The sequence below is a fragment of the Paraburkholderia sp. CNPSo 3281 genome (genome assembly GCF_024206515.1).
In the GTDB taxonomy this organism is placed as follows: Bacteria; Pseudomonadota; Gammaproteobacteria; order Burkholderiales; family Burkholderiaceae; genus Paraburkholderia; species Paraburkholderia nodosa.
Window position 1 is genome coordinate 49,685 of the sequence record NZ_JAMBPS010000046.1, and the last position, 13,643, is coordinate 63,327.

The 13,643-nt window shown below is 65.4% G+C and carries 11 protein-coding genes and 1 pseudogene; 3 read left to right on the top strand and 9 right to left on the bottom strand.

The genetic code is table 11. From position 1 onward, the window contains the following. Positions 1-24 precede the first annotated feature (24 nt). From M3I56_RS31100 to M3I56_RS31135, 8 genes are all read right to left on the bottom strand, one after another. Positions 25-1,587 carry an SH3 domain-containing C40 family peptidase gene (locus M3I56_RS31100; RefSeq protein ID WP_254357215.1) on the bottom strand — a complete coding sequence of 521 codons (1,563 nt, stop codon included), beginning with the start codon at positions 1,585-1,587 and terminating at the stop codon, positions 25-27. A gap of 113 nt (positions 1,588-1,700) precedes the next feature. Beyond that, complete coding sequence (locus M3I56_RS31105; protein ID WP_254357216.1) at positions 1,701-2,747, bottom strand: ABC transporter substrate-binding protein; 1,047 nt, start codon at positions 2,745-2,747, stop codon at positions 1,701-1,703. Positions 2,748-2,759: 12 nt separating this feature from the next. Then, positions 2,760-3,896 (bottom strand): FAD-binding oxidoreductase, encoded by a 1,137-nt coding sequence (locus tag M3I56_RS31110; RefSeq protein ID WP_254357217.1) that lies wholly within the window; start codon positions 3,894-3,896, stop codon positions 2,760-2,762. After that, a complete protein-coding gene (locus M3I56_RS31115; protein WP_254357218.1) occupies positions 3,889-5,325 on the bottom strand; it encodes an NAD(P)/FAD-dependent oxidoreductase in 1,437 nt (478 codons plus the stop codon). Before M3I56_RS31115 ends, M3I56_RS31110 begins: the two co-directional genes overlap by 8 nt. After that, entirely contained in the window at positions 5,322-5,660 is a 339-nt protein-coding gene (locus M3I56_RS31120; protein WP_254357219.1) for a (2Fe-2S)-binding protein, read from the bottom strand. The genes M3I56_RS31115 and M3I56_RS31120 overlap by 4 nt, the downstream gene beginning before the upstream one ends. A gap of 47 nt (positions 5,661-5,707) precedes the next feature. Further along, on the bottom strand, positions 5,708-6,502 hold the full coding sequence (locus tag M3I56_RS31125; RefSeq protein WP_254357220.1) for an ABC transporter permease: 795 nt from the start codon (positions 6,500-6,502) through the stop codon (positions 5,708-5,710). A 19-nt stretch (positions 6,503-6,521) separates the two neighbouring features. Then, a complete protein-coding gene (locus tag M3I56_RS31130) occupies positions 6,522-7,427 on the bottom strand; it encodes an ABC transporter permease (RefSeq protein WP_254357221.1) in 906 nt (301 codons plus the stop codon). Then, positions 7,420-8,511, bottom strand: a complete 1,092-nt coding sequence (locus M3I56_RS31135; protein WP_254357222.1) for an ABC transporter ATP-binding protein — start codon at positions 8,509-8,511, stop codon at positions 7,420-7,422. Before M3I56_RS31135 ends, M3I56_RS31130 begins: the two co-directional genes overlap by 8 nt. A 322-nt stretch (positions 8,512-8,833) precedes the next feature. On the opposite strand from M3I56_RS31135, the gene M3I56_RS31140 reads away from it, so the two are divergent. Both M3I56_RS31140 and M3I56_RS31145 read left to right on the top strand, forming a co-directional pair. After that, complete coding sequence (locus M3I56_RS31140; RefSeq protein WP_254357223.1) at positions 8,834-9,697, top strand: IclR family transcriptional regulator; 864 nt, start codon at positions 8,834-8,836, stop codon at positions 9,695-9,697. Between the two features lie 503 nt (positions 9,698-10,200). Further along, on the top strand, positions 10,201-11,202 hold the full coding sequence (locus M3I56_RS31145) for a GNAT family N-acetyltransferase (protein WP_254357224.1): 1,002 nt from the start codon (positions 10,201-10,203) through the stop codon (positions 11,200-11,202). 35 nt (positions 11,203-11,237) lie between these two features. Here the strand turns inward: M3I56_RS31145 and M3I56_RS31150 are convergent, their stop codons facing one another. Continuing rightward, a complete protein-coding gene (locus M3I56_RS31150; RefSeq protein ID WP_254357228.1) occupies positions 11,238-12,428 on the bottom strand; it encodes a glycosyltransferase family 4 protein in 1,191 nt (396 codons plus the stop codon). Between the two features lie 711 nt (positions 12,429-13,139). Between M3I56_RS31150 and M3I56_RS31155 the strand changes: the two are divergent. After that, a pseudogene (locus M3I56_RS31155) lies at positions 13,140-13,643 on the top strand (hopanoid biosynthesis associated radical SAM protein HpnJ); the annotation flags it as partial.

The window sequence follows — 13,643 nt, forward strand, 5'->3', positions numbered from 1 at the left end:
TGATTCGACGCGCGAGCGCATGACTCACCCCGCCGGATTCTCCTCATCCTGCGCCGGCGGCGCGCTCCCCGCGGGCGCGCCCAGAATGCTGACCTGGAACACCGGCGTGCCTGCGAGCGATTCGAGGCTCGGGTCTTCGGGGTAGGCGAGCAGCAGCGGGAAGACGACCGATCCGCCGATCACGGCGCGGCGGCTGTTCTCGGGGGGGCGCAGGCCCCACACGTCCTGATAGACGAGCGGCACCGTCTTGCCGTCGCGCTCGGTGTTGCCCAGGTAGAGCATGACATGGCCGCCTATATAGATGAGCGTGCGCATGGGCGCGCCGTGCTGCACGAGCCAGTCGAGGCGTTGCGCGGGCGTGGACGCCGAAAGATCGGTCATCGCCCCGGCGTTCATTTGCGTGGACGAATGGCGCGGCAGCCACACGCCGAACGCCGCGAAAATGCTCTGAAGTTCGGCCGAGCAGTCGTTGTCGAGGTTCGTGTTGCCCCAGCCGTAGGGACGCCCGATCAGCGCCTTCATCAACTGCGCGAGATGGCGCGGCGTGGCCGCGAGCGGCGCGGGCACGATGGCGTTCGCATCGAGCGCCGCCGTGCGGATCGCCGCGCGGCCGTCTACGTCGCGGGCGGGCACGAGCACTACGCCCGGCTTCGCACCCGAAGCGGGCCGCAGCGGCAGCAGCGTGCCGGCGGGCGCGTCGAAGCGGAACACGCCGCCGCCGTCGCGCAGCGCGGCCCAGGCCACGACCACGACGCCGAGCGACTGGTGCGCCGCCGCGCGCCACGTCGAAACGAAGGTGTCATCGACGCTCGCCACGCCGTCGCTGCGCACCCAGCCCTGCACGTCCGGCGTCTGCACGTAGCGCCAGGCGCCGTCGGCGCTCGTGCCGAGCACGTAAAGCGGCGTGCCCGGCCGCACGGCGCTCACCTGCAGGTTGTCGAAGGGATAGCCTTCGCCCGCGATGCGATGTGAATAGAAAGACGGGTCGATGGTGGGCAGTTCGCGCACGTACAGCGCCGTCGTGGCGATGGCGCGACGCGTGGTGTCGAAGCCGCTGGCCTGTTCGAACTGGTTGACGTTGGCGTTGCGCTCGATGGCGTCGATCCACGCCTTCGTGTGAGGCCGGAAATTCATGCCGTAGCCAATGCGGCGCGGCGCCTTGCCGGTGTTGTCGAAGTCGGCGAGGCGGCGCGTTTGCAGCGCGGCAATGTCGCTGCCGCCGTCGCGATACACGCGCTGCTCGACAAACGCGCGATTCCACGGCGAGGGATCGTTTGGACCCGCACCGAAATAGCGCGCGACGAGCGCATCGAATTGCGCGCGCTGGACGTCGGGCGAGAGGAAGGGCTTGTCGTAATCGGCGCTGGCCGGATCGATCCAGTGGTCGACGTTCTGGTCGTAATGCTCGATCGGGAAGAGCGTGACCGCATCGGGCGGGAGCGCTTGCGCGGCCTGACTCTGCGAGGCCGGCCCGGTTGCGCATCCCGGCAGCACGCACGCGGCGGCTAGCGCCAGGGCGACGAAGCGGGCGCGCGGCGCCCGGGCGAAAACGGCAAGGCGAAAGGAAGAATCGAGGGTGGTGCGCATGGGCGAGCGGGCGGTTCGACAACCCGTGGATGATACAGGACGCGCCGCGCCCGCCGCCCTCGCTGTTGCCCGCCGGGGCCTGTTTTCGGCGTGAACAGGCCCGCGTCAAACCATCACTGCTCGATCTGCCGGTTCCAGCGCGAATCCCACTGCGCGCGGTGCTCGTTGATCACGTCCCAGTCCACCACCGTCACCTTTTTCACGAGCTGGTCGAGATTGCCCAGGCTCTTTTGCATGTCGGGCGGCATGGTGGCGTTCTGGTTGGTCGGAATCTGCTTGCCGGCGGCGGCCGCCTTGCTTTGCGCAGGCGCCGAAAGCAGGAACTGCGCGAGCTTTTGCGCGAGTTGCGGGTCGGGATTGTTCTTCACAACGCACAGGTCCACGAGCAGCAGCACCGCGCCTTCCTTCGGGTTGGCGTACGCCACGGGCAAGCCCTTGTCCTTCAGGTCGCCCACTGCGGTGGGCGTGAGCGGGAAGATGCCGGCCTCGCCGGTCTGGATCATCTCCGAGAGCTTGGCCGAATTCGGAATATATTCGACCACGTTCGGCCCCACCGTGCTCGCCCACTTCGTGAAGCCCGGCTCGACATTGTTCTCACTGCCGCCCATCAGGCGGTTGATGGCGAGAAAGCCATGCAGCCCGAAGGTGCTGCTCGAAGCCGACTGGAACACCACCTTGCCCTTGTATTTCGGATTGGCGAAATCGAGCCACGAAGTGGGCGGCGCCCAGCCTTTATCCGCGAACACCTTCGTGTTGTAGCCAATGCCCGTCATGCCGAGCTGCACGCCCGCGCCGACGTCGCCTCTCATGCGCGCGAACGGATACAGTTCCTTGAGCACCGGCGCATCGTCGAGCTTCTCGCACACGCCCATGCTCACGGCGCGCGCCATCACGCCGTCGTCGAGAAAGGCGACATGCATTTGCGGGCTGTTGCGGTTGGCGAGGAGCTTCGCGAGCACGTCGGAGGACGTGCCCGGCACGACCACCACCTTCACGTTGTTGGCCTTCTCGAAGTCGGGCAGGACCTGGCTCGTGTAGGCCTTCTCCATCGGGCCGCCGTTCATGCCGATGTAGATCGTCTTCGTTTGCGACCAGGCGCCAGGCGAGATGCCGAAGGCGACGAGTGCGGCTAGCGAGGCCAGGGTGCGTGTGAGTTTCATCGTGGGGACTCCTTATTTGATTGGGAGAGCGGCATGAACGGAAGACTGCGTGAAGCGGCCGATAGCGAACGCTTCGATGGGCGTGCTCGTCGCACCTTCTGTGACGAGTTCGGCGAGGACTTCGCCCACGCCGGGCGCCAGCAAGAAGCCGCCGCCCGAAAAGCCGAACGCATGCAGGAGGCGCGGCGTGGTGTTGCTGAAACCGATGATCGGGTTGCTGTCCGGCGTCTCGCCTTCCACGCCGCTCCACGTGCGGATCAGCAGCGCGTCGCGCAGGCCGGGCACCAGCGCGCACGCGTCGCGCATGACGGCGCGCGTGGTGGCGGTGGAAGGCTGCGCGTATTCGCCGTCGCCGTGCCCGCGTCCGCCGCCGATCACGCAGTTGCCGCGCTCGACCTGGCGCGCGTATACGCCGCCGCCGTACACGCCCAGGTTGTGCTGGATAAAGCGCGGCAGCGGTTCGGTCACCCACATGTTCGGATAGATCGGTTTCATCGGCACAGTTTCGCCGAACGCACCCGCCACCGTATTGGCCCAGGCGCCCGACGAGTTGATGAGCCAGTCGGCGCTGATGCGCTCGTTGCCCGCGCGCATCTGGAAACGCCGGCCGTCGAAGCTCAGGTCGCCGAGCGCGGCCTGCTCCTGCACGTGCGCGCCCGCGTGCCGCGCCGCCGCCGCGAAACCGGGCGAGACAAGACGCGGATTCGCCTGCCCGTCGCTCGCGCAGAGCGCCCCGCCAATCGCGGCGTTGCCGAGCCACGGGTAGCGGCGGCGAAACGCTTCGCCGCTCATGACCAGTGACTCCACGCCGAAATCGCGCGCCATGGCGGACCATGCGTGGAGCGCCTCGAGATCGCTGTCGCGGCGCGCGAGGCGCAAGTGCCCCGACACGACAAATTCGCCGTCGCTGCCGATCAGTTCGGGCAAGCGGCTCCACACACGCCGGGCGCGCACCGCAAGCGGCAGTTGCTCGGCGCTGCGGCCGTGGGTGCGCACGCCGCCGTAGTTCACGCCGCTTGCCTGCGCGCCGCAAAAGCGCCGCTCGAACAAGCCGACGCTCACGCCCTTGCGCGCGAGCGCGAGCGCCGCCGATGCGCCGACGAGCCCGCCGCCCGCAATCACAACCTGGAAATGGCGCGTGTCACTCATCGTGGGGTTCCTCTTCGATGACCTGCACGCCGTCGTCGAACAGCATGGGTGAAATGGGTATCGGCTTGATGGGCGCCTGGCTGCGCAAGCGGCCCACCTCGTGCAGCGGCTTGCCGGTCTCCGTGCTCAGCAGCGCCATCGCGGATTCGCCGCACATGCGCCCCTGGCAGCGCCCCATGCCGATACGCGTGAGCGCCTTCAGGCGGTTGACCTCGGTGGCGAAACCGTTGCGTATGCAACTACGCAGCGTGCCCGCATCGACTTCCTCGCAGCGGCAGATGGTCAGATCGTCGGGCCAGTTAGCGGCGCAGTTGGCCGGCGGGGCGAACGCCTGCTCGATGCCCACGCGAAAGCGCGTAATGCGCGCGAGGCGCTTCTCGATTGTTGCCGCATCAGGCAACGCGGCATCGTGCTGTGGCGCTTCGATGCCCATGTCTTCGAGCACCGCGAGTGCGGCGCGGCGGCCCGCGAGTTCGGCGGCATCGGCGCCTGCAATACCCGCGCCGTCGCCGGCGAGATAGACGCCGGGCACGGAGCTGCGGCCCGCTGCATCGCGTTCGGGCAGCCAGCAGCGGTTGAGGGTGTCGAAGGCGAAGCGGCAGCCCGCGAGATCGGCGAGCTGGGTTTCGGGCCGCAAGCCGTAGCCGAGGCCGACCGCATCGCAGGCGAGCGCGTGCTCCTTCCCGTCGATTGCGTGCCAGCGGACGTATTGCACCGCCTCGTCGCCTTCGAGGGCCGCGAGCGAAACGCCATGCTCGATGCGCACGCCATGCGCCTTGAGCCACGCGACGTAATAAACGCCTTTGGCGAAGGTGCCCGGTTGGTTGAGCAGCTTCGGCGCGGCGGCGGCCTGGCGCGCGAACGGGCTCGTGTCGAGCACGGCGGCCACTTGCGCGCCCGCTATCGCATATTGATAGGCGACGAGGTAGAGCAGCGGCCCGGTGCCGGCGAATACGGTGCGCCGGCCAATTGCGCAGCCCTGCGCCTTCAGCGCGACCTGCGCGCCGCCGAGTGTATAAGCGCCTGGCAGCGTCCAGCCGGGCAGCGGCACGATGCGGTCGGTCGCGCCGCTCGCGATGATCAGATGCGACCACGGCACGCTCGCTTCGCGGCCCTCGCGCAACGTGTCGAGCCGGCCCGGCTCGCACGACCAGGCCAGCGTGTCGGGCCGATAGTCGATCTTTGGGAGCAGTTCGGCCATGGCGCGATGGATCGCATCGGCCTTCTTCGCCTCGAAGCCGTAGAGCGCGGTTTTCGTGCGCGAGAAGCCCGCGCCGTCGGCTGGCTGGCGATAGATCTGGCCGCCCCAGCGCGCGTTTTCGTCGATCACGGTGGGCCGCAGTCGGGCGGCCACGAGTGTTTGCGCGGCGCGCACGCCGGCCGGTCCCGCGCCGACAATGACGATGCGATCAGGCCTGGCCGTGCTCATCGCGCACCCCCATCGTAAGATTCGGTATCCGAAACGATTCGCGTCAGCACACGCATGCCTTCGCGCAGCGGCGTGGAGCAGGCGCGCAGGCGCGTGCCGTTTTCGCTGCGCACCCAGCAGTCCTGGCAAGCGCCGATCAGGCAGAAGCCCGCGCGCGGTTCCGTGCTGAACTCGCTGCGGCGCACATGCCGCTGGTGTGTGAGGATCGCGGTGAGCAGCGTATCGCCCGCGAGCGCCTTGACTTCGACGCCGTCTAAAACGAAGGAAACGCTCGCGCGCGCGGTCTCGGCAACGCGGACGAACTGGGCAAGGGGAAGCGGCGTGACGGTGCTCATGGAAGGTCGGTGGCGCGGCAGCAGGAATCGAAAGAGGCGGGCGGCGTTCAGTGCTGCCCGATCAGAATGCGGTTGAGCCCGTACACGCGGTCGAGCAGGAACATCGCGCCCGCCGTGATGAAAATGACGAGCGCGGAAACGGAAGCCATCATCGGGTCGATCGACTCGGTCGCGTACATGTACATGCGCACGGGCAGCGTGACGGTTTGCGGCGAGGTCACGAAGATCGACATCGTCAGTTCATCGAAGCTGTTGATGAACGCGAGCAGCCAGCCGCCCGTGATGCCGGGCACGATCATCGGCAGCGTGATGCGGCGAAAGGTGGTCCACGCGTTCGCGCCGAGCGACGCGGCCGCATGCTCGATGCTGCGGTCGAGGCCGCTCACTGAGGCGAGCACGAGCCGCACGACGAACGGCGTGATGATGATCATGTGTGCGAGGATCAGCCACGCGAACGAGCCGGTCGCGCCGATCAGCGCGAAGAAGCGCAGCAGCGCGATGCCAAGCACGAGCCCCGGGATCACGAGCGGCGAAAGCAGCAGCGCGTTGAGAAATCCACGGCCCGGAAAGCGCGCGCGGCCAATAGCGAGTCCCGCGGGCAACGCGATGACGAGCGAGAGCGTGGCCGAGGCGAACGCGAGCTTGAGGCTGTTGAAGAACGCGGTGATGAAGTCGGGGTAGTCGAGAATGGCGCGGAACCAGCGCAGCGAGAGGCCGTGCGTGGGAAGCGTCAAGGTTTCGTCGGGCGTGAAGGCCACGAGGATGACGATGACGAGCGGCGCCAGCACGAACAGAATGACGAAGCTATGGAACGTGAGGGCGAGCGGTCCGTTTTTGCGCATGATGTTGTGTCCTGGGGCCCTAGCCCATGCTGCGCGCGTAGCGCCGTTCGAGCACGCGGTAGTAGGTGAGCATCACCACGAGATTGGCGACGAGCAGCAGCACGGCGATGGTCGCGCCGAGCGGCCAGTTCATCGAGCTGAGGAACTGGTCGTACACGGCGGTGGCCGCCACCTTCAGACGCCGGCCGCCCAGCAGGCCCGGAATCGCGAAGGCGCTCGCCGACAGGCCGAACACCATCAGGCTGCCCGAGAGAATGCCCGGCATGAGCTGCGGCAGCACGATACGGCGCAGGGTGGTGAACGGCGACGCCATGAGCGACAGCGCCGCGTTCTCGGTTTGCGGATCGAGCCTTTGCAGCGCGGTCCACACCGGAATCACCATGAACGGCAGCATCACATGCACGAGCGCGATGACGATCGCGAAGGTCGTGTATTCGAGCTTGAAGGGCCCTGCGCCGAACAGGCCGAAGAACTGATTCACGAGACCGTTCATGTTGAGCAGCATGCTCCAGCCGAACGCGCGCACTACCACGGAAACCAGCAGCGGCGCGAGGATCGCGAGCAGGAAGAGCGAGCGCCACGGGTCGCGCATGCGCGAGAGGATGTAAGCCTCGGGCGTGCCGATCACGACGCACAGCAGCGTGGTGAGCGCGGCAATGCCGAAGGTGCGCAGGAAGATCGTGTGAAAGTACGACGAGCCCAGCACTTCTACGTAGTTATGCAGATCGAATGCGGCGATGGGGCCGCTCATCGGATCGAAGCGGTAGAACGTGAGCGCGAAGGTCATCGCGAGCGGCACGAGCACGAGCGCGGCGAACAGCAGCAGCGCGGGCGCGCTCATGAGCCAGAGCGGCACGTAAGCCTGCCAGCCGGCGCGCACCGTGGCGCGTGGGGCAGGCTGCGAAGCGCGGAGCGTGCTAGACACGGGCGCCCTCCTGGTGGATGAAGCGGATCGCGTCGCTATGCCAGTCGATGCCCACCTGGTCGCCTTCGGCAAGCGGCTCATTGCCCTCGTTCTGGCAGCACACGAGCATTTCGCCCGCGCGGCTGTCGAGCCGGTAGAGCCACTGGCTGCCGAGGAAGAAGCGGCTCGTCACGCGCCCGGCGAGCCGGCCCGAGCCGCTCGCGCACAGCTTGAGCTTTTCGGGGCGGATGCATAGCGTGATCGCGTCGCCCACCCCCACCGTGCGGCCGCGTTCGGGCAGTTGTGCCGTCGAGCCCGTTTCCGCGAGATCGTGGCCGAGATCCACGCGGATCGTGTCGCCCTCGCGCGCGACGATGCGGCCAGCGAGCATGTTGGCCTTGCCGATGAACTTCGAGACGAAGTCGTTCTCGGGCCGCTCATACGCGCGATAAGGCGTGTCGACCTGGGTGATGCGGCCGCTTTCCATCACCACCACGCGGTCGCTGATCGAGAGTGCTTCGGACTGGTCGTGCGTGACCATCAGCGTGGTCGTGCCGATCTTGCGCTGAATGGCGCGCAGTTCGAACTGCATGTCTTCGCGCAGCTTGGCGTCGAGATTGGACATCGGCTCGTCGAGCAGCAGCACGGGCGGAGCGATCACAATGGCGCGCGCGATCGCCACGCGCTGGCGCTGGCCGCCCGACAGCTCGCGCGGAAAGCGCTGCGCGTAGGCGTCGAGGCGCACGAGCGCGAGCGCCTCGCGAATGCGATCGCGGCGCTCGGCTTTGCCCACGCCGCGCATTTCGAGGCCGAAGCTCACGTTCTGCTCCACGCTCATGTGCGGAAAGAGCGCATAGCTCTGGAACACGATGCCGAGGCCGCGCTTGTTCGGCGCCATGTGCGTGATGTCGCGCCCGTCGAGCGTGATGCGCCCGCGCGTGGTTTCCACGAAGCCTGCGATCATCTGCAGCGTCGTGGTTTTCCCGCAGCCCGAAGGGCCGAGCAGTGAGACGAACTCGCCTTTTTCCACCGACAAATTGACGCCGGCGACCGCCAGCAGGTCGCCAAACGATTTCGATACATCGGTCAGGGTGAGGAACGACATGGTGTGGCCTTCCAGTGCTTGGGGTGCGCCGGCACCCGTTGAGCGAATTGCGGTGCAGGGCGTTGAGTCGACTGTAGCTAGCCAAATTTTCGGTCGTCAATTTAAAATTCCATCAAACGATAGAAATCTGATTTATATTCCATTTGACGGAATACGTGAGTGGCCCAGCGCGGCGGATATTTCATCCCGTGAACTACGGGAAATTCCTGGATGAGCCCACAACAAGCACGACGGCGTATGGCGATCGAACCTTTTGGACAGCACGCCAATTCGTACGAGTTTTCAGCGCTTATTCCGCTGAATGGAATAGATCGAGGTCGATATGACGGCAGTGGAAGAGAAAAGTGGAACGCCGGCCGACGATGCCCGCGGCGCGGGCGTATTGCAGCGCGCATTCGCGGTGATCCGCGCACTGGGGGCAAGTCAGGCGGAAGGCAGCCGCGTGACCGCGCTCGCCAAGGCCGTGGGTCTGACCCAGGCCACTGTGCATCGGCTGCTGCAAGGGCTGATCGCCGAAGGCGTGGTCGAGCAGGACGAAGGCACGAAGCGCTATCGGTTAAGCGTCGATTTTTTTGCGCTCGCGGCGCAGGCGGGCAATCCCAGCGGTATGCGCACGCTATGCCGTCCCGCGTTGCTGCGCCTGTGCGCAAGCCTTGGCGATACTATTTTCCTGCTCGTGAAGAGCAGTTTCGATGCGGTTTGTCTCGACATGTGCGAAGGTCCGTTTCCGATCCGCTCGTTCACGGGCGATATCGGCGGGCGCGTCGCGCTGGGCGTGGGTCAGGGCAGTCTTGCCATTCTCGCGTTCCAGCCCGAGGCCGAGCGTGAGGAAATCATTCGTTTCAACGTGCCGCGTTTGCGCAGCTACGGCGTGCTGGACGAGGTGTATTTGCGCACGGAGATCGAGCGCGTGCGCAAGCTCGGCTACGCGGGGCGTAATACGGGCGTGCTCGAGGGCATGGCGGGCGTGGCCGTGCCGATTCTGGACCAGAACGGTTGTGCCGTGGGCGCGTTGAGCGTGGGCACGCTGGCTGCGCGTCTCACGGAGGACCGGTTGCCGACGATAGTGGAACTGCTCAAGCGGCAGGCCGAGACCATCGGGCCCCAAACGAACCCTTTCGACGTGGCGGTGCGCCGCCCCATGCATGGGCTCACGCGAGCGATGACGACACAACCATTGGCTTGAGCGATGCAGGGCAGGATTGATCCGGTAGAATGCATTCCTAACTAAATTACCTGATCGCGAATCGTTCTCGTTAGGTAATCGGTGTGCAAACGTTCAGCAGGTGCGTGCATTGCTGCATTGCGAAATCGAGCAGTATGATCGGACGAAAATTGACCAGGGAGATAACCTATCCGCATGCGTCTTGGTTTTGGCGTAAATGGGCAGGTGGCTATTCGTAGACTGAAGGCGATGTACGAAATGGCAGTCCGCCGCCATGGAGCTTCGCAAGCCATCGCGGCGCGAGCAGGTGACCCCGGAAACGAAAACAGAAGGCGCCCGAAGCGCCGGCTTGCGCGTAGTCTTGCAGGACCCGGGAGGGACAAAACGAGCCGCCGCGTGCACTGTCATATTGAGCACATGCCGTTGCCACGTCGACGAGAAGTCATTGAGGAGCATGAGTGCTGGGGGAGGTGGAGCGCATGTGTGATCCCGCGGCGCTTGCAGTCAGAATATACCGGTGATCGATGACGACCATAAACGACCGGACGTTGCCCGTTCTCGAGGCGCCGGCTGCTTCTGCTACGCCGGTGCCGGTACGCGCGGCGCCTTCGATCTTTCATGAACACTGGTGGCTCGACATCGCCACGCAAGGCGACTGGAAGCTTGCGGTGGTGAAGCAGAACGACGAGGTCATCGGCGAGATGCCGTACGCGATGCAGCGCACGCGGCTGTGGCGTGTCTCGCACCTGCCGCCGCTCACGCGCACGCTCGGGCCGGTCATCAAGTCCGTGACGGGCAGCGAGGCCCGCCAACTGCGTCATGAACTCGACATCACCGGCAAGCTGATCGAACAGTTGCCCGACTGCGACAGCTTTTTTCAGGTACTCGACCCGCGCATCGACGACGCCCTGGCGTTCGCACTGCACGGCTTTACGGTGTCGGCGCGCTATACGTTCCGCATCGACCGGAATACTACGGCCGACGAAGCGTGGAAGTGTCTGAACAGCAAGACGCGCAACGTGATACGCAGCGCCTGCCGTGAACTGACCGTCGTGCCGGACATCACGCCCCAAGAGTTCATCGCGTTCTACGACTCGAATCTCGCGGCGCGTTCGCGTACCAACGCTTACGGGGATGCGGTCATGCGCGACCTCGTCAACGCGTTCGTCGAGCGCAAGGCCGGGATGCTGCTCGGCGCCTATGGGCAAGGCGGGAAGCTCGTGGCGGCGGTCGGCCTCGTCTGGGACCATCATGCAATGTATTACCTGCTTTCGTCGCGCGCGCAGGACGCGCACAGCGGCTCGATCAGCCTGCTGCTGTGGACCGGCATTGGCCGCTCACTCGAGCGCAAGCTCACCTTCGACTTCGACGGTTTTTCGAGCCCGTCGACATTCAGCTTCCTCAACGGATTCGGCGCGACGCTCACGCAGCGGCTGGGCGTCGAGCGCCACGGCACGGTTTATTTGCTGATGCGTACGCTCAAGCGGAAGGTCGCGCCCGGGCGTGTGTTCGCCCCCAATCTCTAAGCGGCGGGGCGTCGCGTAGCGAGCGATATGGCGCGCTAAACGAGTTCGTGCCGCGCGGGGTCGCTTGCGCGGCGGGTCGTGACCTCGGCAAGCTCCAGCGCGCTCGAGGCGAAGAGCAAGGGCGTCCAGCGCCGGATCGTGCTTTGCGCGCCGGCGGCGAAGCGTTCGCGCAGCGCGGGCTCGCCGCCCAGCTCGCCGATACGCTGCGCGAGGGTCGAGACGTCGCGCGGTTCAACCACGAAACCGTTCACGCCGTCGATCACCACTTCGCCAGCTACGCCGCAGGTGCGCGTGACGATGGCAGGGCACCCGGCCGCGAACGCTTCGTTCACGCACAGGCCCCATTGATCGAATTCGCTCGCGAGTACGACGAATTCCGCGAGCGCATAGAGATTCGGCATTTCCTGGTTGGCGAGCGAGTTGAGTATCGTCACGTGCGGCGTGAGGCCGAGCGACGCGATGCGCGCGCGCAATTGCGCTTCGAGCGGACCCTGACCTACCAGAACGAGGCCGATATTTTCGTTGTACACGCCGGATTTGCGGTAGGCGTCGATCAGGACGTCGACGTTCTTGCGCGCGACGAAGCGGCTCACGCACAACACGTAGCGCTGCGGCAGGCCGAAGCGCGATCGCACGGCCTCGGGGTTATCGCTCGCGGCCTGCGCGAGATCCGAGAAATAGTCGACGTCGATCACATCGAAACCGATGCGGGATCGCTCCTTCGGTATGCCAAGTGATTGCGCGTAACGGCGATGCTTCTCGCCCGCGACGAGCGCGCCGTCGAAGCGGCTCACGATGAAACGCTTGAGCCGCTCCTTGGTGCGCTGGCGCAGTCCGTCGTCGGCCTTCGAGTCCGACATGTAGATGAGCTTGAAGCGCCGCGTGAGATGTCTGAGGAAACAGAGCACCGCCGAATAGCCGGTGCTGTAGCCGAGCGTGATGACCACGTCGGGCTCGAAGTTGCGCACCTTCGCAATCAGGCGCGCGGTATCGCGCGCGCCGAGGCCGTCGCTGTCGGCGCCGTTCTCGACCAGCGTTTCCGCCATGCGCGGCCGGTTCGCGAAGAATGCCGCGCGGCGTTCCTGAGGGAAGCCGTAGACGCCCGAGCGTGCGAAGACCTCGAGCAGCGCCACCTGATGGCCGCGACTGGAGGCCGCGCTGACGAGAGCCTCATAGCGAGGGACGTGATAGTCGCCCAGGTTGCCGATGACGAAGAGGATGCGCATGGACAATGACGGCTCACGGTGGCGCTTGGTTGGGCAGGCAGCGCACCACGGGTGCCTGGCCTGCATGAAATCCCGGCCAGTCGTCCTGACCTGCCGGGCAGCGTTGGCCGCGCCACACCGCTCGCACATTCGCGGCGGGGACCCGCAGTCACGCCGTTTGCTGCATCGTAACCCGATTATGAGACGTTTTTACGCGATGTCGGCGATCAGCGAAAACTTGTCCGATATGGCGGAGGGGATGCAAAGCAGATGAAAACCTGCCGGTCAGTTCTTCCGAGGAATACGCAAGGCGCACGCACGTAGCGGCACATGACTTGCCTCGCTTGGGTCCATTGACGTGAGTTCTGGGTGCCGGAGGGCGGGTTGTGCCTCGCTTGTAACCGATTGTTATCACAACGGACATCAATTGGCGCGGTGCGATGAAAACTGTCATATCAATTCGTCACACTGGAGATTTGGCATGTTTCAATACGTCGGAAGAAGGGAAAGCGCTTAAGGTCAGCATCAGATTTTCGGCTTAATATCCTAGGGTTCACCCGTGGCGCTTAGTCCTTCAATTCGATAACAAACATGCAAGCCGGAATGTCGATCGAATGTTTTTCGTAATGCGTTTGGAAGGAATTGCGCGGCGCTGGACGTCGACTGTGCAAGCCACAAGGCGCACACGATCGCTAACCGGGTTTCATCACACTGCGCGGACAATCGAGGAATATGAAAACGCTGTTTCTGCAGGCCCCGTCGTATGACGGCTTCGACGGTGGCGCGGGCTCGCGCTACCAGGCAAAGCGCGAGATCCGCTCGTTCTGGTATCCCACCTGGCTCGCGCAGCCCGCGGCCCTCGTGCCCGACAGCCGCGTGCTCGACGCGCCGGCCGACGGCCTCTCCGTCGAAGAGACGCTGAAGATTGCAGCCGCATACGACCTCGTCATCATCCACACGAGCACGCCGTCGTTTCCGACCGACGCGCTGTTCTGCGAAGACCTCAAGAAGCGCAAGCCGTCGATCGTCATCGGTCTGGTGGGCGCGAAGGTGCAGGTCGATCCGCACAATTCGCTCACGGCCACCGAGGCGGTCGACTTTGTCTGCCGCGAGGAGTTCGACTTCACCTGCAAGGAAATCGCCGAGGGCATGCCGCTGGCCGAGGTCAAGGGCATTTCGTGGCGCGCGAAGGACGGCTCGATCGAGCACAACGCAGGCCGTCCGGTGCTCGAGGAC

Coding starts and splice junctions, on each gene's coding strand:
- M3I56_RS31100 (WP_254357215.1), bottom strand. CDS start 1,587: ATGCGCACCACCCTCGATTCTTCCTTTCGCCTTGCCGTTTTCGCCCGG.
- M3I56_RS31105 (WP_254357216.1), bottom strand. CDS start 2,747: ATGAAACTCACACGCACCCTGGCCTCGCTAGCCGCACTCGTCGCCTTC.
- M3I56_RS31110 (WP_254357217.1), bottom strand. CDS start 3,896: ATGAGTGACACGCGCCATTTCCAGGTTGTGATTGCGGGCGGCGGGCTC.
- M3I56_RS31115 (WP_254357218.1), bottom strand. CDS start 5,325: ATGAGCACGGCCAGGCCTGATCGCATCGTCATTGTCGGCGCGGGACCG.
- M3I56_RS31120 (WP_254357219.1), bottom strand. CDS start 5,660: ATGAGCACCGTCACGCCGCTTCCCCTTGCCCAGTTCGTCCGCGTTGCC.
- M3I56_RS31125 (WP_254357220.1), bottom strand. CDS start 6,502: ATGCGCAAAAACGGACCGCTCGCCCTCACGTTCCATAGCTTCGTCATT.
- M3I56_RS31135 (WP_254357222.1), bottom strand. CDS start 8,511: ATGTCGTTCCTCACCCTGACCGATGTATCGAAATCGTTTGGCGACCTG.
- M3I56_RS31140 (WP_254357223.1), top strand. CDS start 8,834: ATGACGGCAGTGGAAGAGAAAAGTGGAACGCCGGCCGACGATGCCCGC.
- M3I56_RS31145 (WP_254357224.1), top strand. CDS start 10,201: ATGACGACCATAAACGACCGGACGTTGCCCGTTCTCGAGGCGCCGGCT.
- M3I56_RS31150 (WP_254357228.1), bottom strand. CDS start 12,428: ATGCGCATCCTCTTCGTCATCGGCAACCTGGGCGACTATCACGTCCCT.